We start from the raw sequence: 21,570 nt of genomic DNA, 5'->3' as shown, positions 1-21,570 counted from the left end.
TACAAAAAACTAAAATCAAAATTTATTAGCCCTAGGGAAAAGATCAGGTTGTGTTTAGCATTTACAAAGATCAAAGAAGTATTTAGAACATATGATCTAAATATCGCAATCAATAGACTTCAAGAGATAATCAGTAATATGGAAGAAATTCCACATTTACTTCACAAATCAATAGATAAGATTATAAAAGACTTCGAAAGGTTGACTCTATTTATGGTGGATGAAATGATTTCAAGAACAACAAACCCTATTGAGAATTATTATCGACAAACTTTACCTGATTCGTTGAAAAGGATATTTAAAACACCGAGTGGGATATTGAATTATTTAAGTGTTAAAAGAGGATATTGGGAAGGGAACATATCCAATAAAGTTTAACACCAAAGTTTTTGACAGCCTCAAAAGAACTAAGTGAATATATATTAGATCATGCAAAAGTTGCTAAGAATGACCACTCATAACGTTGAAAAAATTTTATATCATCCAAGTAATTTGGAACACAATGGTATATGTATATACATTGCACAGTGTGCACAGCTTGCTATGAGCCTCGAAGTTTCAGCTACTCCTAAACCAGGAAATATTGATAGAGATCATGATTTTGATGATACTAAATATGAACATTTTCTGGCATCATCAATTTCAGTTTTCCCAACGATTTTTAATTTATGCACATATAACAAGGGCTTGGGAGAGTCAATTTATTCAGGAGTTTTGGAAAGCTTAAAATGGCAAAGAGGTGGGAACACACATTTTGGTGCGTATGTATTACTTGTACCACTAGCTGCTGCGATAATTAAAATGGTGGATAAAGAAAAAGAATTTACACTCCAACAGCTTCTATCATGCGCTTCACATACTGTGGAAAATACTGACATTGTTGATTCCATCAATTTTTATAATGCATTTAATTACGGGAATGTTCGCGTTAAATCTGTCAATGAGTTCGACTTGAAAAATAGCGAATCAATAGATCAAATTAAAAATTCCAAACTAACACTATTTGATTTAATGCAAATGTCTAAAAACAGAGATCTTTTAGCCAATGAATGGGTAAATGGGTTTAAAAGATGTGGATATGCTTCAAATTTAATTTGTGAATCTTTTATTCATCCAATGAATATATTAAAAGAGAAAGAAAAGAACATAAATTATTCTATAATTTACACATTTTTAAAACTATTATCCGAATACAATGATACATTCATAACAATAAAACATAACTCTAAAGTTTCAGAAAATGTAAGTATAAAGGCTAGATATTTGGTTCAAAAAATTGATGATAAAAAGCAATCCATAAGCTCAATTATCCCGGAGCTTAATAAATTTGATCAAGAGCTTCTTGAACAAAGAATAAACCCTGGTTCAACTGCAGATATTATAGTTGCAGGCCTTTTTATCTCATTATTTGGAGGACTCAGGTTTTGACACAAATTAAAGATATGATCCTCAAGGAGATTGATAAAGTAGGAATAAGAGATGGCATTTCTGAGACTATTGTAACAACTTTTTCATCTAATATAGCTAATGCTGCTCCAATGGGAATAATAAGGGCAGATAAAAACATAAAAATTCGTATTTTTAAAGGTTCTGATACATATAACAATATTTTAGTAAATCCTTTTTTAACTGCAAATATAATTTATGATCCCCTTTTATATGTAGTTTCCACATTTTCGAACTTGAATCCATCTGAGTTTAGAAAAAAAGATTATAATAATATTGCATATTATCCTCTTGTATCTTCTGTAAGTTTCGTACTTTTTGAATGTCGCAACATACAAGAAAAAATCAGTTTGTTGACAGCAGATTTAATTCCTTTACACTATGAAATTAACAGTAATATGATTAAGGCACCTAATAGAGGTTTTTTTTCAGTAATTGAATCTTGCATACATGGCACAAGATACCAACTAACGGGTTCTGATAAATTTTTGGCACTAATAAAGAAACATGAGAATATTGTGAACAAATGTGGTGGTACAAGAGAAAAGGAGTCGTTTGAGCTAATCTATAAGTACCTTGAACGAACTTTTTAATTTAAGACATATATATACTTTAGCCTAAATTATTCGAAAATTTATATAAATAAGGGCCTATATTTATTAAATAACTTGTTTTGAATTCTTATCTAGATTTAATTTAAATTGGAAATATAGTGTCTAGATAATGATTTATTTTAGTCAATGTATTAACAATAACTTAATGTTAATATCCAATTGAACATATTTTTAAATGAAAACCCGACACTACCTTTTTGTTTTATGAACCAAAACCATAATTTATATATAGCTTTGAATTGCATTTGAACTAATGAAAGTATCACTATCTAAATGATACTTTTAGCTATTACTAACAAAAACATAGTAGGTAGGAAAATGAGCAAGGAAGAATTAGCTAAAGAACTTTCAGATGCCATTATCTCATGTAAGAAAGATAATGTTATCGCAGCAGTGGAGAAAGCAAGAGATGCAGGAATGGAACCAACTGAAATTATTGAGAAAGGGTTGGCAGCTGGAATGAATGAGGTTGGCGTTCTGTTCGAAAGAGGAAAACTATTCCTTCCACATGTAATGATGGCAGCAGATGCCATGACACAAGGAGTAGCCTTACTTGAAAAAGATATGGAACCAGGAGAATCAGCAAAGAAGCCTGCAGTCATAGTTAATGGAACCGTTGAAGGAGATGTACACGACATAGGAAAATCTATTGTATCAACAATGCTCCAATCAGCTGGATTTGAAGTACATGATATTGGTCGTGACATGCCAACAAAAGCATTTATTGATAAAATCAAAGAGGTCAATGCAAACGTTGTAGGACTTTCCGCACTAATGACAACCACTATGCAAGGACAAAAGGAAGTAATTGAAGCCCTCAAGGAAGAAGGACTCAGGGATGAAATTAAAGTAATGCTAGGCGGAGCTCCAGTTACACAAGCGTGGGCAGACAAAATCGGAGCAGACTTATATGCTGAAAATGCAACCGAAGCTGTACGCGGTGTAAAAGAAATACTTAATGTATAAAGTGGGTGTATACTATGGCAACAGAATATTCAATAAGAATGGGTGATGGTAAACGCGTTTATCATGACAAAAAACAAATTATGGATGATTTAGAAGCAGGTATTGCTGATGCTGCAGACCTTGGTGAAATATCAGGTCTTAGCAGCGATGAGACAGAAAGAATTGCAGAAATCATTATGCTAGAGGGACGAATGGTAGGTGTTGAAGAAGGTAAGGAAGTCCCTGTAACACATGATATCAGTACACTTCGTATAGATGGTGATCAAGGAAATAGTGGAGTAGGTATCCCTTCAAGCCGCATGATTGGATGTATGATGCACGAGCGTGCATTTGGTGCAGACACTATGGAACTTGGCCATATCGATTACAGTTACAAGCCCGTAAAACCTGTAATTGCACAAGAGTGTCAAGCAATGGAAGTTTGCCAACAAAATATGATTATTCCTTTGTTGTATGGTGCAATGCCAAACATGGGTCTATATTATACGCCAGATGGTCCATTTGAGAACCCTGGGGATCTCATGAAGGCATTTAAGATTGCTGAAGCACAGGAATCAATTGAGAAATCTGCAGACCATTTAACACGTGACATGATATGGATCATGCAACACCTTATGCGCTCCGCATCAGACGGTGTAAACTTTGACACTACAGGTGCAGCTGGAGATGGTGACATGTATTCAACACTACATGCAGTTGAAGCTCTAAGAAAAGAGTTTCCGAACATGTATATTGAAGTAGGTATGGCAGGTGAATGTGTATTAGGCATGCATGGCGGACTTGAGTATGATGGAACCACACTTGCAGGCCTTTGGCCACACCAGCAAGCGCCATTAGTCTCAAAAGCAGGCGCAAATCTATTTGGACCAGTTGTAAACACAAATACAAGTAAAAGCTTTTCATGGAACCTTGGCCGTGCAGTAACGTTCATTAAAGCTGCAGTAGAAGCCTCTGATATACCATGTCATGTAGATATGGGAATGGGTGTAGGTGGAATTCCTATGTTTGAAACCCCTCCAATAGACGCTGTTTCCCGCGCTAGTAAAGCTATGGTTGAAGTTGCTGGCGTTGACGGTATATAGATAGGGGTCGGCGACCCGATGGGTATGCCGATATCACATATAATGACCTCCGGTATGAGTGGAATTAGAGCTGCAGGGGACTTAGTTGCCAGGATGCAGTTCGCTAAAAATATGCGAATTGATGAAGCTAAGAAGTTTGTTGCAGATAAACTAAATGTTGCTCCAATAGATCTAAGCGATGAATTTGCTATGAGGGAAATTCGAGAAGATCTAGGAATAGGTGTAATTACATCTGTTGCAGAAGCACCAAAAGGAATTGCAGCTAAAATGAATATTGAGAAACTTCTTGATATTGAAATCAATTCATGTGAAAGGTTTAGAAACCAAATCTAAATCGAATGAATAAAGGTCGATATAGTTAATATGAAGCTAATATTAACTATTTTACCTTTTTTTTTAGCATATATATTTAAGATAAAGCAATCATTTTCGAATAAATAGAAATTGTATCTATCTAGTGCAAATTAGATAGTGCTTTTACATCTCAAATAGTGTAATTCTTTTCAATAAATAACCATATAAATCTGCTTTTTTAATTTCTGAAAAATGGTTCTATCAGAATGATATGTTATATAAGTAAGTAGTATGTTCTATTATTTTTTATTTATTTAGCATGTCAATACAATCTAAGCTAATTCTAAATTTTATGATAATTAGATTATTTTGTTGGTATAGTTTCCTTAAATAGTTTGATATCTAACATTCTTGAATTCACAATTTCGATAATGGATACCTTATAGCTATAACTAAAAAACAATTAACAACAAATTTATATATTTATAGCAAGTTTTACCAAGTAATTAAATACATAAAAAGGCCATTAGTTTGCTATTTTAAGTATTCTAACACTATTGGACTGTTGAATAGCTCAAAGTTTCATATCTTTCATGAAAGTTGTAAAAAAATGTTGACTTGGTATTTATTATGGATAAAACGCAGCATTTCACTCATTTACTCCAAGATAATAAAATAAACAGCTTTCTTTCTTGGGCTATTGTTATAGTTTTGATAATTGTAGCTATAATAAATTTTTCTGAAGGAAGGTATACGTGGACAGTTTTAACTATCTTTACAATTATTGTAATAATATTACCAGCTCTACATTTTAGAAACCCAAAAGTCATGCCTACATGGTATCTTCTATTTTTAGTAATACTTCCACTTATTGCTAGTACTACAGCAAGTTACCTTTTTTTGGTACGTATACCTGTTTATATATCAATAGCAACAATTTCACTCTTATTGGTTGCAGAAATCAATTGGTTTACATCTGTAAAGATGAATCCAAAGTTTGCTATTCTACTTGTTTTAATTACAACTTTAGCTGTAACTGGCCTTTGGCATTTAATGAGATGGTTGCTTGACATATCTCTGGGTACATCTTTTATTTTGGATGGACGGGGCGAAGATATACTTAATGCAGAAGTAATGCATGAATTTATTTATTCGACTATTGCTGGCTTAATTTCAGGACTCATCTTTGCCTGGTACTTTAAAAAAGAAAGACTGGAAAAAACAAACAATATCATTTTCCCAGAAAAAATACCAACCACTTATTCAGAAAAGTCATTTTCCAAGCCACCTAATTTCATGTTAAAACTATTTGGAGTTTCTCCATCTAAACAAGCAGCTCTAACACATTTTATGCAAATATGTTTAGTTGGCTTATTGATCATTGGAGTTTTTTCTCGCGATTTACATGTGATTTTAAACGCAATTCTTGCTTTATTTATAACTTTCATCCCAGCACTCATGAAAAAAAGATTTGATCTAAATCTGATGCCATCTTTAGTACTTTGGATAACCCTTGCAGTATTCCTTGATGCAATTGGGACTACATTTGGATTCTATGAAACAATTGACAGGTGGGACAACTTAACTCATGCAGTATCTGGAAGTGTTGTGGCTGCAGCAGGATATGTTATTGTAAGAGTGATTGATATTTATGATAATGAAGTCCATCTACCACCAAGACTGATGTTCATATTTATTTTCCTATTTATTTTAGCTGTTGGTGTTATTTGGGAAATATTAGAATACGTGACAGATGTGTTTGCTATTTGGGTAGGAATAGATGTATTTTTGGTTCAGTATGGGATACATGATACAATGGGAGACATGTTTTTCAATTTAGTTGGAGCATTCGTAGTTGCTACATGGGGCACATTGTATTTAAATAAAATTTCTTTTAAAATAGTAGAGGCTCTTCAACAACGGAAACTAGATAAATAAATAAATAAATAAATAAATAAATGAGAACAGGCTTGATTTTCCTTGTAATTTGAATTTGATTTAAAGAGAATCAAGCTAATATCTCAGAATAATAATTTCAACACATTAGTTTAATCAGAAGTGCTTTTTGGGCATGTAATCTATTCTCTGCCTGATCAAATACTACAGAATGAGGACCATCAATTACTTCTGCAGTAATCTCTTCACCTCTATGCGCCGGTAAACAATGCATAACTATAACATCATTATTTGCTTTATTAACGATGTCAGAATTGATTTGATAGCTAGAGAAAGCATTCAATCGATTAAGTTTTTCTTCCTCTTCTCCCATTGATACCCACACATCAGTATATAGAATATCTGCATTTAAAGCAGCTTCATAAGCATCATTAGTTATCTCAACAACTCCCCCAATAGAACGTGCTTTATCAACAATTTGTTTACGGGGCTCATATCCCTTTGGACAAGCTACATGTATATCTATTCCTAATAATGCACATCCAATAATCGTAGAATTACAAACATTGTTACCATCTCCAATCCATGCTAACTTCAGACCACAGAATTTTTTCTTATACTCCTTAATTGTTAGCATGTCAGCTAGAGTTTGACATGGATGCTCTATATCTGATAATGCATTTATTACTGGTATGTTAGAATTTCTGGCTAGTTCTAAAACCGTATTGTGATTATTTACTCTTGCACATATTCCATGTACATATCTAGAAAGAACTTTTGATGTATCTTCAATAGTTTCTCCACGACCTATTTGTATATCATTATAGTTTAGATAAAGTGAATGTCCACCCAAATCACTCATTGCAACTTCAAAAGACACACGGGTTCTCGTAGAAGATTTCTCAAAAATCATTGCTAAACTCTTGTTTTTGAGGCTATCATTATTTTTCCCTCTCAATCTCATTTGCTTTTGAGTTTCTGCAATATCTAAGATATCAATTAAATTTTCAGGCGATAAATCTGCCATGGATATTAAATGTTTCATGCTATCATCTCAACGGAATAAAATATGTCTTTAAAGAAATTAGTCATTGATTATTTTTTTCATATTATGCATTTTTTGCTCAATTAGTTTGCTCGTACCAATATCTCTTCGTGAAAAAACTCGACCATCGATGTTATCTAAAGCATTCTGAGCTATCTGTTCAGCCATTTCAATTTCATCTGAAATTCCTACAACTGCAATAGATCTCGACCCGGTTGTATAAATTATACCTTCATGCTCATATACACTGGAATAAAAAAGTAAAGCATCACCTGTATCCTCTATTTTGATTTTTGCGTCTTTAACAGGATTATCAGGATAACCTTCTGGAACAGCATATTTACACACTGTTGCTTTTTTATCAAATTCAACAATAAGGTCTTTTAATGACTCATTGTGAATGGCAGTTGCAACATCCAGGAAATCTGTTTTGAGCAGTGGTAAAATATTCATAGCTTCAGGATCTCCAAACCGTGCATTAAACTCTATCACTTTTGGTCCATATTTTGTTAAGATGAACTGGCCATAGATAACGCCTTTATATAATTCAGATGTTTCTTCCTTAAGATATTTGATAGTATCCAGCATTATATTTTTTGCTTTATACAGGTCATCATCTGTTAAAAATGGAAGTAATATGGATGAGCTATTGTATGATCCCATCCCACCTGTATTTGGACCCTTATCTCCTTCAAACGCTCTTTTATGATCCTGGACAGTTGGTGCAAAAGCAAGTGTATGGCCATCCGAAAATGCTTGAAGTGTAAATTCTTCACCTATAAGTTTTTCCTCAATCACCACAGTGTCTTTCTCTAAAACGTGTCTAACATAAGCTTTGGTATCATCCAATGTTTGTAGTTGGTCACCAGTAACCTTAACTCCCTTTCCGCCAGTTAAACCAGCTGGTTTAATAGCAACACTTTCAAGAGTGTCTATGAAACTAATTGCTTCTGTTTCATTATTGAATACGCCAAATTTTGGACAACCTTCAATGTTGTACTTTTGCATGAATTTTCTTGTCCATGCTTTGTCAAACTCGATTCGTGCAACTTCTTTTTTTGGACCTATTGACTTAATTCCTTTATCCTCAAGTTCATCAACAATTCCTGCAGCTAAAGGCGCTTCAGGCCCTATAAATGCTATGTCTATTTTGTTTATCAAAGCGTAGTTGACAATTTTTTGAGTATCAACTTCATTGGATAGAAGATAATCTTTACAGAGCTTGGCTATACCTGGATTTTTCTTAGACATTACCGCAAATATAATTGGTTCTTTTTTACTTTTGGCAACTGTTTCTGCGATAACATGCTCTCTACCACCGCTACCAACAATTAAAACATTCATCTAAATACCTCATTTAAAAATTAAATAACATATATTCATGACGCTAATCTATTTAATCCTATAAATATGGAATATAAAATAACTTGAAATTAACAAACGATATGTGGTTAAATTTAATTTAATTTGACGTTATTTCAACTATATACAATTTTCTCAACTACATTTATTGTTTATTGACCAGATCATTAACGTTGATTAAACTATAGAGATTAATACCAATATTGTTTAGGTTCTCAAAAGCACTTTCATTTCTATCCACCACAGTAATAACACCTTTGACAAGTGAACCTGTTTCTTTAATTGAAGTAATTGCATCAATTACAGATTTACCACTTGTTGTCACGTCTTCGATAAGGAAAATACTTTGTTCATCATTGATATTTCCAATAAATTTCTCTTTGACACCATATTCTTTAGAGGATTTTCGAACTATCAATAAAGGCAGCCCAGATTTTAATGAAACTGCAGTTGCAAGAGGAACACCTCCAAGTTCAACACCTCCAACTGCGGTTACATCTTTTGTTTCAATAAAATCGACCATTTTTTCAGCTATGAAATCTAATATATTCGGTTTTGTGATAGCTTTTTTAATATTTATGTAATAACTACTTTTTTTACCTGAAGATAATGTAAAATCTCCATACTGAACAGCCCCACAATCTTTAAGGGCCTCTATAAGATTCGATTTATCTGTTTCTTGTAACATTATATCACCAAGGTTCTTTTTTAACACCTATTATGTAACCTATTATATTGATTGTAACATGTAAAATAGGACTTATTATTAAAATTGCAATTATGATATTAAATGAGAATGTTGCAATAAACCATTGAGGAAATACTAAATATGTTAATATCCATGCACCAAAGACAAAATCTAATTGATCAATTAATGGTAAGGGAGCTCCTCTTTTCAGGTTCATTCTGCGCTTAAAAAAGCTCATTACCATATCTCCTAATAAAGATCCAGCAGATAAACAAAAAATAACTAAAATAGCTGAAACTGTATCCGGTCCAAATGAAGGCAGATCTATGTTTAATATAGTTATTTCCCTACTAGCTAGTGATATTTGTATAAGGCCAACTAAAAGACCACTTGTTATACCAGCCAACAAACCTCTATAACTCTTTCCATCTCCTAAAATTCTTCGCCCATCGAAAAAAAGCTTACCATTATCTATAGGCTTCCCACCTCCAAAAACAGCAGCTATTGGATTTGGAAAATAAGCTGGAAGCATTAACCATACTGCTAATACTGCTATTTGAACAAGGGAAAGTATCTGATCCATTTTGCATAAAATGCAGCTTATTAATATTTAAGTTCTCTGAATAAATTGAAAAGATTTGCCGAATGAACAAGACTTTTATTTGGTTATTGTGTTGAACTAGATATTTCTTGATACCTTTAAATAAATGTAGAAAATGGAGAATTTCTTTATCTCAAATAGCTATAAATAATGCAGCTGCGTAGGGGATAAAATGAAACAGTAAGATGAATTCTGAGGTAACGCTAATATGAAAAAAGTTGATGATATAGTCAATAGAAAAAATGTTATGCTAGCAACAGTTTTCACTTTAACTTTATTATCTCTATTACTAGTTGTGGGTATGCTAACTCCTCTTTTTTTTAAGATGATTACTGGTATAGAAATGATTTTGGAAGCTTCCTATTTTAATGAAAGGACTGCAATTCCAATGCTTTTTTTGGTTTTTGTGCTTAATATCTGTGCATTATTGTATCTGACAGATGCAAGAAAAGCTAGCTTGGTTCCTTTGGTAGGCATTTTTATTTCAGTTATCTCATTTTTTGTTTCTCCATTCAATAGTTTTATACTTGATGTTTCCATTCCATTTTTATTAATTTCTCTAGTTTCAGTTATTGCTCTATTGGGCTATTTAATGGTCAATAGGCTACCATCTACATCTAGTGGTAGTCAACTGAATTTAAGAAAAATTGGAGCTCACATAGTTCACTTGGGAATAATTTTAATTCTTATCGGAGTTGTGATAAGCTCAACAGCAAAGGTTGAAGACTCAGCTGAATTCAGTTTAAACATTGAAAAATATCTTGATAGCCAAGATTATACAATAAAAGTCACACAAATGAACTCTTATTATGAAGGGATGCCTTACGAGGGATATCCAGGTTCATCTTATATAACGGATATTCAGTTTGATTTGTATTCAGGAGATCGATATATTGATACAGGTGAAATGAAGTATATAACTGATTTCAAATGGGAACAATCTTATACAACAACATATATCAACCGTGGCTTTAGAAATGAAATATTTATTGCTCCTAGGGCAATTGACTTAACAAAAGAGGAAATAAGCTTATATGTTCGTACAGTTCCTTATATTTCACTAGTTTGGATAGGAACTTTTTTACTTGTACTTGGTAGCTCTGTAGTATTGTTAATTGAGTCTAAAAAAGGCTTTAAGGGTAATATTAAGGGCAGAATCGACGATGAAGAAGAGAGTAGTAACTAGATTAATAAATAATTGATAGGCGAGGTTCAGTTTACTATGGATGTTAACTTTGGTATGATTGCAATATGGCTAGCATTTATTGCAGGATTTGGTGCATTTCTCTATTCGACTTCTTTTTACTTGAATCCAGACCTAAGCGTGAAAAAACGTTCCTATTTAATGGAAACTCTATGTACTATCATTTTGACTTTTTGTGTTATACTTTTAACATACTATTTATTTGTAGTAAATGCAAGTTATAGTTATGTGTTCCATCATTCTAGTATGAACCTTGAATGGTACTACCGTATTTCTGCTCTTTGGGCTGGTCAAGAAGGTTCTTTACTCTTATGGGTTTGGTTAATATTTGTAATGTGTATTATTTTTAGAATATCTCCAAATGTAAATACTTTTGAAAACAAAAAACTAATTTATTTGTCAAGAACGATTTTACTTTTGATTGGAACTGTATTTTTACTGTTTTTAGTTATAAAAAATCCATTTTCTATGTATCATTTATTGCCAGGTGGGATTGTAGAGCTAACTACTTGGAATCCTTTTGTTTACTCTTTTGATGTACCTTATGGTCAAGGTATGAACCCCTTACTAAGAAATCCATGGATGGCAGCACATCCACCACTTTTGTTTGTAGGTTATGCTGCCTTTACTTTCCCATTTGTTTTAGGACTTTCTGCTTTATTTATAAATGATGATAAATGGGTTGATATTGGTAATTTTTGGATGCGTATAGCATGGATTTTTTTGACAATTGGAATTGCACTCGGTGGATTCTGGGCGTATGAAGTACTTGGCTGGGGTGCATGGTATTGGACATGGGATCCAGTTGAGACTGCTTCCCTGATTCCTTGGCTTACTGCAACTGCTTATTTGCATGCACAGTATCGATTAAAACATGAAGAATTCCAAACATTGGTCCCAATACTAGCGATTTTTTCTTTTGTATTTGTTGTTTTTGCAACATTTGTAACACGTAGTGGTCTTTGGGCATCCGTGCATGCTTGGCAAGATTTCAGTTTTGATGGTGCAATTATGGGTTTATTTATATTTGGTCTTATAATTGCAAGTATTTTGGGTATGTTATACAAATACGTCATAGATAAAAAAAGAACATAATAAATTATACTTATAGGATTATTTAAGGATATTAAATATACTGCTAATAACTAGGTCAGATTATATGCCCATTTTTTAATTCTTTTATAATCAACCTAACCTGCTTTAATGAATAAGTTATTCCGAACTTGTTTTCAATTATAGTTTTAATTGTACGGGTGCTAAAATGCTCATTTTTCTGTATAATTTCCTGTATTTCTCTTTTTTGATCAATTGTTAATTTAGGAGCTCTTCCTCCCTTATACTTAGGCACTAATCCAACATATCCATCTCGATTCCACCTTTTTTGCCAAATGTATCCAACAGACTTTGTTACTTGGACTTTTGCTGCAGCTTTCTCTACAGAAAGCCCCTTATATCGATACCTTATGAATTTTAATCTGTTAAGCACTTTAACCATTCTTTCTAGATACTTTATTCTCTTGTCTAAATCATTAAGACTCATTTTATGCTTAACATTGTAAATCTCGCTTTTTGGCATAATTATTCTGACAAAGTTAAAGTATAAAAAGTTTAGTTCGAAAACAAAGTTAAGTCATAATATTTATATATCATACTTTCTCATTAAATTTTGTAGTAGATGTTAAAAGCTACATTTTTAGAACTATAATAATAAAAAACAAAATAGAAAGGTGACAAAATGGCAAATCAAGAAATTCTAGATAAGCTAAAAGAAGCAATTGTAAACCAGGATATTGAAGGTGCAAAGCAAGGTGCACAAGAAGCATTGGATGCAGGTGTATCACCTGTAGAAGCAATTGATTCTGGACTAGCTGTCGGAATGAAAATTATTGGAGATAAGTTCGAGGCAGCAGAGGTCTATTTACCTCAAATCATGATGTCTTCAAAGGCAATGGATGCTGCAATGGAAATATTGACACCAAAGCTTGAAGAAGAGATGGAAGGCGAAGAAGGTGTAGGGTTGGCAATAACGTATGTCCAGGAAGGAGATATACATGATATTGGACACAGGTTAGTCTCAACTATGCTAGGTGCTAACGGTTTCGAGATACTTGACCTTGGTGTGGACGTACCAAATGAAGACCTCATTGAAGAGGTTGCTAAACATAAAGGAAAGAAGGTCATTCTTGTAGGATCTGCACTCATGACAACATCAATGCTCAGCCAGAAAGACACTATCGAGATGCTCCAGGAAGAAGGACTCAGAGATAAGGTTAAAGTGATGTTTGGTGGTGCACCAGTATCACAGGACTGGATCGAAGAGATCGGTGCTGATGCAACTGCAGAGAATGCAGCTGAAGCTGCACGAACAGCAACTGAGCTAATGAAATAAATATACAAAGGAAAAGTAAAGGAGGCAGATCAAAGATGACATTCACTAAATCGTTCACATGTTACGACTTCTATGACCGTGCAAAGAAAGGTGAGAAAATATCCCAGGATGACTGGGACCTCATGACAATACCAATGAAGAGTGCTGAACTCAAGCAGAAATACAAACTCGATTTTGGTAATGAGATCGTACCAACTGATATGGACATGGTGGACAACCTGTTCAAAGCTGGTTTCGAGATGTTGTTAGAGTGTGGAATATACTGTACTGATACACATCGTGTCGTCAAATACACTGAAGACGAGATATGGGACGCTATCAATAATGTCCAGAAAGAATTCTCACTTGGTGATGCACGTGACAGGACATATGTCAGAAAGAGAAAGATTGGAGATAAAAGGAAACCACACGTTCAAGGTGGACCAACAGGTGCTCCAGTCTCTGAAGATATGTTCATTCCAATCCACATGAGCTATGCTATGGAAAAGGAATGTGACACTATAGTTAACGGTGTACTCAAGTCCATTATGGGTAAATCTGCAGTACCTGGCAGTCCATATGAGATCCTTGCTGCAAAGACAGAAACAAGACTTATCAAACAAGCATGTGCGCTTGCTGGTAGACCTTGCATGGGTATATAGGGACCTGAGACCTCATTGACTGCACAAGGTAACATCAGTGCAGATACAATTGGGGGCATGAAAACAAGCGACAGTCACGAAGTATCACAATTGAACGAACTTAAGATCGACCTTGACGCCATTGCAGTAATTGCACACTATAATGCAAACAGCGATATTATCATGGATGAACAGATGCCAATCTTTGGTGGATATGCTGGTGGTATTGAAGAAACTGCAATCGTTGACGTCGCAACTCACATTAACGCATTTGTTATGAGCAATGCAAGCTGGCACCTTGACGGTCCTGTCCACATTAGGTGGGGGTCCACTAACACAAGGGAAACACTTGCAATCGCTGGATGGACAGCAGCGGCTACTAGCCAGAACACTGACATGATCAAAGGTAACCAGTACTATCCATGTGCCGGTCCTGCGACTGAAATGTGTCTGCTTGAAACTGCTGCACAATCTATCACAGATACTGCATCTGGTCGAGAGATTCTCTCAGGTGTAGCTGCTGCAAAGGGTGTTGCTGAGAACAAGACCACTGGTATGGAAGCAAGAATGATGGGAGAAACTGCTCGCGCTGCTGCAGGTATGGAGATCTCTGAGGTCAATAAGATACTTGACCAGCTTGTCGGAATGTATGAGAAGAATTACGATAAGGCTCCTGCTGGTAAGACGTTCCAGGAATGCTACGACACAAAGACAGTCACACCAACCGACGAATACGTGAAAGTATACGACGGTGCAAAGAAGAAACTAGAAGAACTTGGATTAGTATATTGATTGAGTTTAACATGCAGTGTTATTTTTATACACTGCTGTTTTTTTTCTGTAGTTACGTTTTTTTTATCGTGTATCTTCTTTTTATGCTTCTATCTCATTTTTAGAATAGCAAATAAATACAATTAAGTGTTTTAGCCTAATATTAGATATTATCATTGTTATATGAGGAGATTATAGATGGCAATTCATCCGATAGAATATAGATATGGAACTTCTGAAATGAAGCATGTATGGGAAGAAGAAAATAGACTCGAAAAACTCCTTAGGGTGGAATCAGCACTAGCAAAAGCAGAAGCTGAAGTGGGTCTTATTCCAGAAGATGCTGCAAAAAACATTGCTGAATCTATTAAAAAAATAGAACTTAAACGTGTCAAAGAAATAGAAGATGAAATACATCATGATATGATGGCTGTAGTTTTAGCTATTTCAGAAAAATGTCCAGAAGATTCGGGAAAATGGGTACATTTTGGAGCCACATCCAATGACATTTTAGATACAGCAACTGCTCTTCAGTTAAAGGATGCTATCTTAATAATGGAAAAAAAACTGAAAAACTTACTTAAAGTATTGTTAAAACAGTCGTCTGATCACAAGTATACCGTTTGTGCTGGACGTACACATGGACAAATAGGTGTACCCACGACTTATGGCTTAAAGTTTGCAATATGGGCGTCAGAAATCTCTCGACATCTTGAACGCCTAAATCAAATGAAACCACGTATTTTTGTAGGCCAAATGTCAGGTGCTGTAGGAACTCAAGCAGCCTTTGGGAAAAAGGGTATGCAAATCCAAGAGTTAACTATGAAAAACCTGGGAATTAACTCAGTTGATGTTTCTAACCAAATTGTTCAGCGAGATAGGCATGCAGAACTTGTAATGTGGATGGCAAACACAGTAACAACATTAGATAAAATTGGTATAGCTATTAGAACACTTCAAAGAAGCGAAATAGCAGAGGTTGAAGAAAGCTTTGGCAAAAAACAAGTTGGTTCATCAACAATGCCACATAAAAGGAACCCTATAAAATCAGAGCAAATTGGTGGACTTGCAAGAATTGTGCGATCGATGGTGGAACCCCAACTTCTAAATAATACATTATGGGATGAACGTGATCTTACAAATTCATCTTGTGAACGCATTATTTTTCCAGAAACATGTATTCTTACAGATCATATAATAAAACTTGGAATTGAGGTATTAGAGGGATTAAGATTCTATCCTAACAATATAAGAAGAAATTTAACATTTACTAATGGTTTAAACATGGGTGAAGCTGTCATGATAGAACTTGCTAAGAAAGGAGTAGGTAGACAGGAGGCTCATGAGATTGTTAGAAGTTGTGCAATGAAATCACACGAATCTGGACTTCACTTAAAGCAAACACTCATGGAAAATAAAACAGTTTCATTGCATTTATCCGAAAAAGAAGTTGCAAGACTTGTCACACCAGATATGTACATTGGCACAGCTGTAGAACAGGTTGAAAAACTAACCGGAAAACTTCAGCCCATGGCAGAATAAAAAACATATGCAAAAAAACGACTTAATTTTTTTTAAAAAAAGAATCACTCTATTTGTTCATAGAGTAGTATTCTTTTTATATTTACAAATTTATAATCCTTTTCAAAAATTCTCCAGTATAAGAATTCTCTACTTTAATAATATCTTCAGGAAAACCCTCTGCAATAATCTCACCACCATTTTCTCCCCCTTCTGGTCCAAGATCGATTATCCAATCAGCTGTTTTAATTACGTCCAGATTATGCTCTATAACAATGACAGTATTTCCAGATTCTACCAGCCTATGTAATACATCAAGAAGTTTTTTAATATCATCAAAATGTAATCCTGTTGTTGGCTCATCAAGGATGTATAGTGTTTTTCCAGTAGGCCTTTTACTGAGCTCAGTTGCAAGCTTCACACGCTGAGCTTCTCCTCCAGAGAGTGTTGTTGAAGATTGACCTAATTTAATATAACTTAATCCTACATCATTAAGTGTTTTTAACTTCCTTTCAATTTTAGGGATATTTGCAAAAAAGTCTAAAGCTTCTTCCACAGTCATGTCCAGCACATCTGCGATTGATTTATTTTTGTATTTAACCTCTAAGGTTTCCCTATTGTATCTTTTTCCATGGCATACTTCGCAAGGCACATATACATCAGGTAAAAAATGCATTTCTATAGTTATAATACCATCACCAGAACATGCTTCACACCTTCCACCTCTAACATTAAAACTAAACCTTCCTTGCTTATAACCTCTAGCTTTTGCCATTTGAGTCTGTGAAAAGAGCTCCCTTATAGGTGTGAATAAGTTAGTGTATGTTGCAGGATTTGATCGTGGTGTACGACCAATTGGCGATTGATCTATGGTAATTACTTTATCTAGATTTTCAATACCTTTAATTTTTTTATACTTACCTGCTTTTTGTCTAGACCTCTGAAGCTTTTGAGCTAATACTTTATTTAAGGTTTCACTTATAAGGGTACTTTTGCCAGACCCAGAAACACCTGTAATACAAATGAGTGTTGATAATGGGAATTTTGCTGTTATATTTTTGAGATTGTTTTCACTTGCACCCTCTAATTCAAGGAAATTAGTAGCAACTCTTCTTTTACTTGGAATTTCTATAGATAGCTCCCTTTTCAAATACTTACCAGTTAAAGAATCTTCGTTTTCATAAATATCTTCAGGCGTACCTTCAGCTACAATATAACCACCATGAACGCCAGCCCCAGGCCCCATATCAACAACATGGTCTGCATTTAGTATAGTTTCCTCATCATGCTCAACCACAAGAACTGTGTTCCCAATATCTCTTAAATCTTTAAGTGTGTTAATTAACCTCAAATTATCTCTTTGGTGTAAACCTATACTTGGTTCATCTAATATGTACAACACACCCATTAAGCTAGAACCGATCTGTGTTGCCAATCTAATTCTTTGAGCCTCTCCGCCCGACAAAGTAGCTGCAGATCTATCTAATGTTAAGTAATCCAATCCCACATCTATAAGGAAGCCAAGACGTGACTTTATTTCTTTTAAAATAAGTCTTCCAATAGTATATTCACGAGCAGTTAAGTTCATCTCAACACGCTCAAAGAAGTGAAGTGAGTTCTGAACTGACATTTCAGTAGCTTCGATTATATTTGTATCTTTTATTTTTACAGCTAAGCTGTTTGGTTTTAGTCTTGCTCCTTTGCAAGAAGTGCATGGATTTGTACTAATATACTTATTTAATTTTTCTTTAGTACTTTCGGAATCAGTTTTTTCATATATCTTAGAAAGATTCGCAATCACTCCCTTAAATTTACCTGTATGTTTCCAGACACCACCTCTTCGTCCTACATGTAAAAAAGGTATTTTTTCTTTTGTTCCATACATTATTATATTCTGCACTTTAGGATCAAGTTCGTTATATGGCACATCCATTGAAAAACCAAGATGTTTAGATAAAGATTCTAACGATTGCATGTGGTATCCATCTTTAGAATTCCATGGATCAATTGCTCCTTGTCTTAATGATAGTTCTTCATTAGGAACAATTAATTCAGGATCGAATTCCATTGATGTACCTAAACCATGACATCCAGTACAAGCACCCTGTGGACTGTTGAATGAAAAAGCAGCAGGTTCTAATTCTTCAAAACCTTTACCACATGAAGGACATGCACGCTTTTCACTGAAAACGAGTTCTTTGTCATCTAATACATGTACAATTACTGTACCACCACTTTTTTCAATTGCAGCTTCTACGGAATCTGCAATTCTATCATCAATATTTTCTTTTATAACAAGCCTATCAACAACTATTTCGATATTATGTTTATGATATCGGCCTAATTCGACATTAAGTGCTTCATCTATAGTTAATACTTCACCATCTATTCGAACCCTAGAAAAACCTTCTTTTGAAATATCATGTAATAATTTTTTATATTCACCTTTACGCTCTCTTATAATGGGTGCAAGTATATGAATTTTAGATTTGTGGGGTATTTTATTTATACTGTCAACAATTTGATCTACACTCTGAGGTTCAATGATAACTTTACATTCAGGACAATGAGGAACACCTATCCTTGAAAATAACAATCTAAGATAATCATATATTTCGGTTACAGTTCCAACAGTTGATCTTGGATTTTTACTAGTGGTTTTTTGTTCTATTGAAATAGCCGGTGATAATCCTTCAATATACTCAACATCTGGCTTTTCCATCAAGCCCAAGAATTGTCTTGCATATGCCGATAAAGATTCTACATACCTTCTTTGTCCTTCTGCATAAATAGTATCAAAAGCTAAAGATGATTTACCCGACCCGCTTAATCCTGTAATCACAATTAGATTATCTCTAGGAAGGTTTAGATCGACGTTTTTCAAATTATGTTCTTTTGCACCCTTTATAATAATGTTATTAAGTGACATGATTTTACCAATCTTGTAGTAATAATTTTAGTTGTTTTGTTAAGAATATGATGCTTATTTAGCTATTGAAGAATACTCGTTATCAATATTTTTTTGTCGTAACAGAAATATTCCAGTTAATATCGAAGAATATCGAGCCTCTAGGCACAAAATCACTATTAAACCTCTATTTTGATATCGTATACTTTTTCAGGATTATCCTTATGGATTTTCCAAAATACTTCTTCCCCATAAATATCTAATAAACTAAATGTTCTTTTTGGTACTGTCTTTGGCCCAAGTACTGCTCCTGGTCTATTATTATCATCGATATAATCAGTTTCCATCATAAACCTTGTACCACATTCGAGTGCAGTATCAATAGCTTTTTTGGAACTTAGAACACTTGGGAAAATACCTGCATTTGTAAACTCTGAGATTAGTGGTGGTGAGAAATGTTTAACGACTTTTTCTAGTGGCATTCCTTTTTTTCTTGCACGTTTACTTATATCTATAATTGTCTGTTCATCTGTGTCTTCAGTATGTAACTGTACTGCACAATTGATTTCCGCACAAATTTCGAAAGCATATTCCATAACTTCATTTGATAAATCCAAAATCTCAGTTGATACAGGATAATGTGGTCTACCACTTTTAATCCCTATTGCATATTGTTCTTTTACGTAATTGGCAGCTATATCAATCCCACTTTTCATGATTTCAACAGCTTCTTTTGGCTTGAATGATTCAGTGAGCTTTGTAATCTCAGCAGGATGAACACCTAATACTGGAAAAGCTGTTACACCAATCTCTCTTGCTTTTTTAGCAATATCTATTGTCTCTTCATATACTGCTACATATTCATTTGAATTCTCTATTGTTTTAGCAGATAGAGTCCAGCTGGGCTTTGATACCAAAATAATATGGGTACCACCCGCATTTTTAAAATCCTTTATTGCATTCAGTCCTCTTCCTCTAGGATCAATATGCATGTGGTTATCAAGTATTGGCATTATTTGTTTCATAAAAACACCAGCAATATTTTATTGCAAGACGTATATCAGAGTTTGGTAGAAATAAGTTTTGATTATAACAGTGAAGCTTTTAATATTAAAAAAGCTTATTATGAACTCAAAAGGTGATAATTTATGAGTAAAACAGCAGCCGTTATTAAAGGAGATGGGGTAGGCCCAGATCTTGTAGATGCAATGTTAGATGTGGTTAATGCCGCAGGTACAGATGTAGAATTCATTACATGTGAAGCAGGAGAAACTTGGTGGAAAGCAAATGGAGGAGATTCTTTAATACCTGATGAAACATGGGATGTGATTGAAAGTTCCAACGCTTGTTTTAAAGGATCCACAACAACTCCAGGTGGTGCTGGCTCTCCAAAAAGCGTAGCAGTTTCAATCAGACAAAGATATAATTTATTTGCTAACGTACGTCCAATAAAAACATTTCCAAATACAAATAAACCTCTAGGAGATGTTGATTTTGTCTGTGTTCGAGAAGGAACCGAAGGAATGTATATAGGCCAAGAAGCCAAACTGACAGATGATGTATACATTGCAATTAGGAAAATAACACGTTCAGCAAGTAGAAATGTTTCAAATTTTGCTTTTAAAGAGGCCCAGAAAAGGAACTATGATACAGTTGTAGCTATACATAAAAGCAATATATTGAAACAAACATGTGGAACATTTTTAGAGGAAGTTGAATCAGTTGGTCAATCCTATCCAGCTATTGATGTATGGGAATATCATATCGATAATATTGCCCAACAACTGATAAAGAACCCACAACTATTTAACAAAAAAATATTGTTATCAACCAACCTTTTCATGGATGTAATAAGTGAAGAATGTTCTGCACTTGTAGGAAGTATTGGTTTGATATACTCGGCAAATATTGGAGATAATTATGCCATGTTTGAACCAGCTCACGGCTCCGCACCAAAATATGCAGGACAAGATAAAGTCAATCCAGTAGCCACAATATTAGCAGGTGCATGGATGCTTGAGTATCTAGGTGAGAAGAATCAAGCTGAGTCAATCTTCAAAGCGACCGAGGAAGTAATTTCTGAGGGTAAATATGTGACATATGACCTTGGTGGTACCGCAAAATTAAGCGAAATGAAAAACGAGATTATCAAAAAGATGTAAA

16 protein-coding genes and 3 pseudogenes are annotated in these 21,570 nt (G+C 34.2%); 12 read left to right on the top strand and 7 right to left on the bottom strand.

Annotated features, from left to right (window positions below):
- The 6 genes and pseudogenes from J2T59_RS09020 to J2T59_RS08995 all read left to right on the top strand — a co-directional run.
- Nucleotides 1-309: pseudogene (locus J2T59_RS09020) on the top strand (ISNCY-like element ISMbu2 family transposase); the annotation flags it as partial.
- Nucleotides 310-429: 120 nt separating this feature from the next.
- Entirely contained in the window at nt 430-1,428 is a 999-nt protein-coding gene (locus tag J2T59_RS09015; protein ID WP_259135607.1) for a triphosphoribosyl-dephospho-CoA synthase, read from the top strand.
- Complete coding sequence (locus tag J2T59_RS09010; RefSeq protein WP_259135606.1) at nt 1,425-2,039, top strand: DUF447 domain-containing protein; 615 nt, start codon at nt 1,425-1,427, stop codon at nt 2,037-2,039. The genes J2T59_RS09015 and J2T59_RS09010 overlap by 4 nt, the downstream gene beginning before the upstream one ends.
- Before the next feature lie 339 nt (nt 2,040-2,378).
- Nucleotides 2,379-3,026: a dimethylamine corrinoid protein MtbC gene (gene mtbC / locus J2T59_RS09005; protein ID WP_259135605.1), complete on the top strand. Its 648-nt coding sequence runs from the start codon at nt 2,379-2,381 to the stop codon at nt 3,024-3,026.
- A 14-nt stretch (nt 3,027-3,040) separates the two neighbouring features.
- Nucleotides 3,041-4,441, top strand: a pseudogene (gene mtbB / locus J2T59_RS09000) ([dimethylamine--corrinoid protein] Co-methyltransferase).
- A 591-nt stretch (nt 4,442-5,032) separates the two neighbouring features.
- On the top strand, nt 5,033-6,340 hold the full coding sequence (locus tag J2T59_RS08995; RefSeq protein WP_259135604.1) for a DUF2238 domain-containing protein: 1,308 nt from the start codon (nt 5,033-5,035) through the stop codon (nt 6,338-6,340).
- 97 nt (nt 6,341-6,437) lie between these two features.
- Here the strand turns inward: J2T59_RS08995 and argF are convergent, their stop codons facing one another.
- The 4 genes from argF to J2T59_RS08975 form a co-directional block, all read right to left on the bottom strand.
- On the bottom strand, nt 6,438-7,343 hold the full coding sequence (gene argF / locus J2T59_RS08990) for an ornithine carbamoyltransferase (protein ID WP_259135603.1): 906 nt from the start codon (nt 7,341-7,343) through the stop codon (nt 6,438-6,440).
- Nucleotides 7,344-7,382: 39 nt separating this feature from the next.
- On the bottom strand, nt 7,383-8,687 hold the full coding sequence (gene purD / locus J2T59_RS08985; RefSeq protein ID WP_259135602.1) for a phosphoribosylamine--glycine ligase: 1,305 nt from the start codon (nt 8,685-8,687) through the stop codon (nt 7,383-7,385).
- A 163-nt stretch (nt 8,688-8,850) separates the two neighbouring features.
- Nucleotides 8,851-9,393, bottom strand: a complete 543-nt coding sequence (pyrE, locus tag J2T59_RS08980) for an orotate phosphoribosyltransferase (RefSeq protein ID WP_259135601.1) — start codon at nt 9,391-9,393, stop codon at nt 8,851-8,853.
- Between the two features lie 4 nt (nt 9,394-9,397).
- Nucleotides 9,398-9,976, bottom strand: coding sequence for a CDP-2,3-bis-(O-geranylgeranyl)-sn-glycerol synthase (locus J2T59_RS08975; protein WP_259135600.1), 579 nt, complete (start codon nt 9,974-9,976; stop codon nt 9,398-9,400).
- Nucleotides 9,977-10,202: 226 nt separating this feature from the next.
- Here J2T59_RS08975 and J2T59_RS08970 point away from each other — a divergent pair, with 226 nt between their 5' ends.
- Nucleotides 10,203-11,180, top strand: coding sequence for a cytochrome c-type biogenesis CcmF C-terminal domain-containing protein (locus J2T59_RS08970; RefSeq protein ID WP_259135599.1), 978 nt, complete (start codon nt 10,203-10,205; stop codon nt 11,178-11,180).
- 36 nt (nt 11,181-11,216) lie between these two features.
- Nucleotides 11,217-12,293 (top strand): cytochrome c biogenesis protein CcsA, encoded by a 1,077-nt coding sequence (gene ccsA / locus J2T59_RS08965; protein WP_259135598.1) that lies wholly within the window; start codon nt 11,217-11,219, stop codon nt 12,291-12,293.
- Nucleotides 12,294-12,348: 55 nt separating this feature from the next.
- Here ccsA and J2T59_RS08960 read toward each other — a convergent pair whose 3' ends face one another.
- Nucleotides 12,349-12,774 carry a helix-turn-helix domain-containing protein gene (locus J2T59_RS08960; RefSeq protein ID WP_259135597.1) on the bottom strand — a complete coding sequence of 142 codons (426 nt, stop codon included), beginning with the start codon at nt 12,772-12,774 and terminating at the stop codon, nt 12,349-12,351.
- A gap of 159 nt (nt 12,775-12,933) precedes the next feature.
- On the opposite strand from J2T59_RS08960, the gene J2T59_RS08955 reads away from it, so the two are divergent.
- The 3 genes and pseudogenes from J2T59_RS08955 (at nt 12,934) to purB (ending at nt 16,520) form a co-directional block, all read left to right on the top strand.
- On the top strand, nt 12,934-13,587 hold the full coding sequence (locus J2T59_RS08955) for a methyltransferase cognate corrinoid protein (protein ID WP_259135596.1): 654 nt from the start codon (nt 12,934-12,936) through the stop codon (nt 13,585-13,587).
- Between the two features lie 35 nt (nt 13,588-13,622).
- Nucleotides 13,623-14,999: pseudogene (locus tag J2T59_RS08950) on the top strand (monomethylamine:corrinoid methyltransferase).
- A gap of 177 nt (nt 15,000-15,176) precedes the next feature.
- A complete protein-coding gene (purB, locus tag J2T59_RS08945; RefSeq protein WP_259135595.1) occupies nt 15,177-16,520 on the top strand; it encodes an adenylosuccinate lyase in 1,344 nt (447 codons plus the stop codon).
- Between the two features lie 82 nt (nt 16,521-16,602).
- Here purB and uvrA read toward each other — a convergent pair whose 3' ends face one another.
- Nucleotides 16,603-19,428, bottom strand: a complete 2,826-nt coding sequence (uvrA, locus tag J2T59_RS08940) for an excinuclease ABC subunit UvrA (RefSeq protein WP_259135594.1) — start codon at nt 19,426-19,428, stop codon at nt 16,603-16,605.
- 158 nt (nt 19,429-19,586) lie between these two features.
- On the bottom strand, nt 19,587-20,432 hold the full coding sequence (locus tag J2T59_RS08935) for a TatD family hydrolase (protein ID WP_259135593.1): 846 nt from the start codon (nt 20,430-20,432) through the stop codon (nt 19,587-19,589).
- 123 nt (nt 20,433-20,555) lie between these two features.
- Here J2T59_RS08935 and J2T59_RS08930 point away from each other — a divergent pair, with 123 nt between their 5' ends.
- On the top strand, nt 20,556-21,569 hold the full coding sequence (locus J2T59_RS08930; protein ID WP_259135592.1) for an isocitrate/isopropylmalate dehydrogenase family protein: 1,014 nt from the start codon (nt 20,556-20,558) through the stop codon (nt 21,567-21,569).
- The last annotated feature ends 1 nt before the right edge of the window (nt 21,570 follow it).

This window comes from Methanosalsum natronophilum (genome assembly GCF_024808815.1).
GTDB classification, from domain to species: domain Archaea; phylum Halobacteriota; class Methanosarcinia; order Methanosarcinales; family Methanosarcinaceae; genus Methanosalsum; species Methanosalsum natronophilum.
The sequence above is the reverse complement of the archived record's forward strand: the minus strand, read 5'-3'. Positions and strand labels throughout refer to the sequence as shown.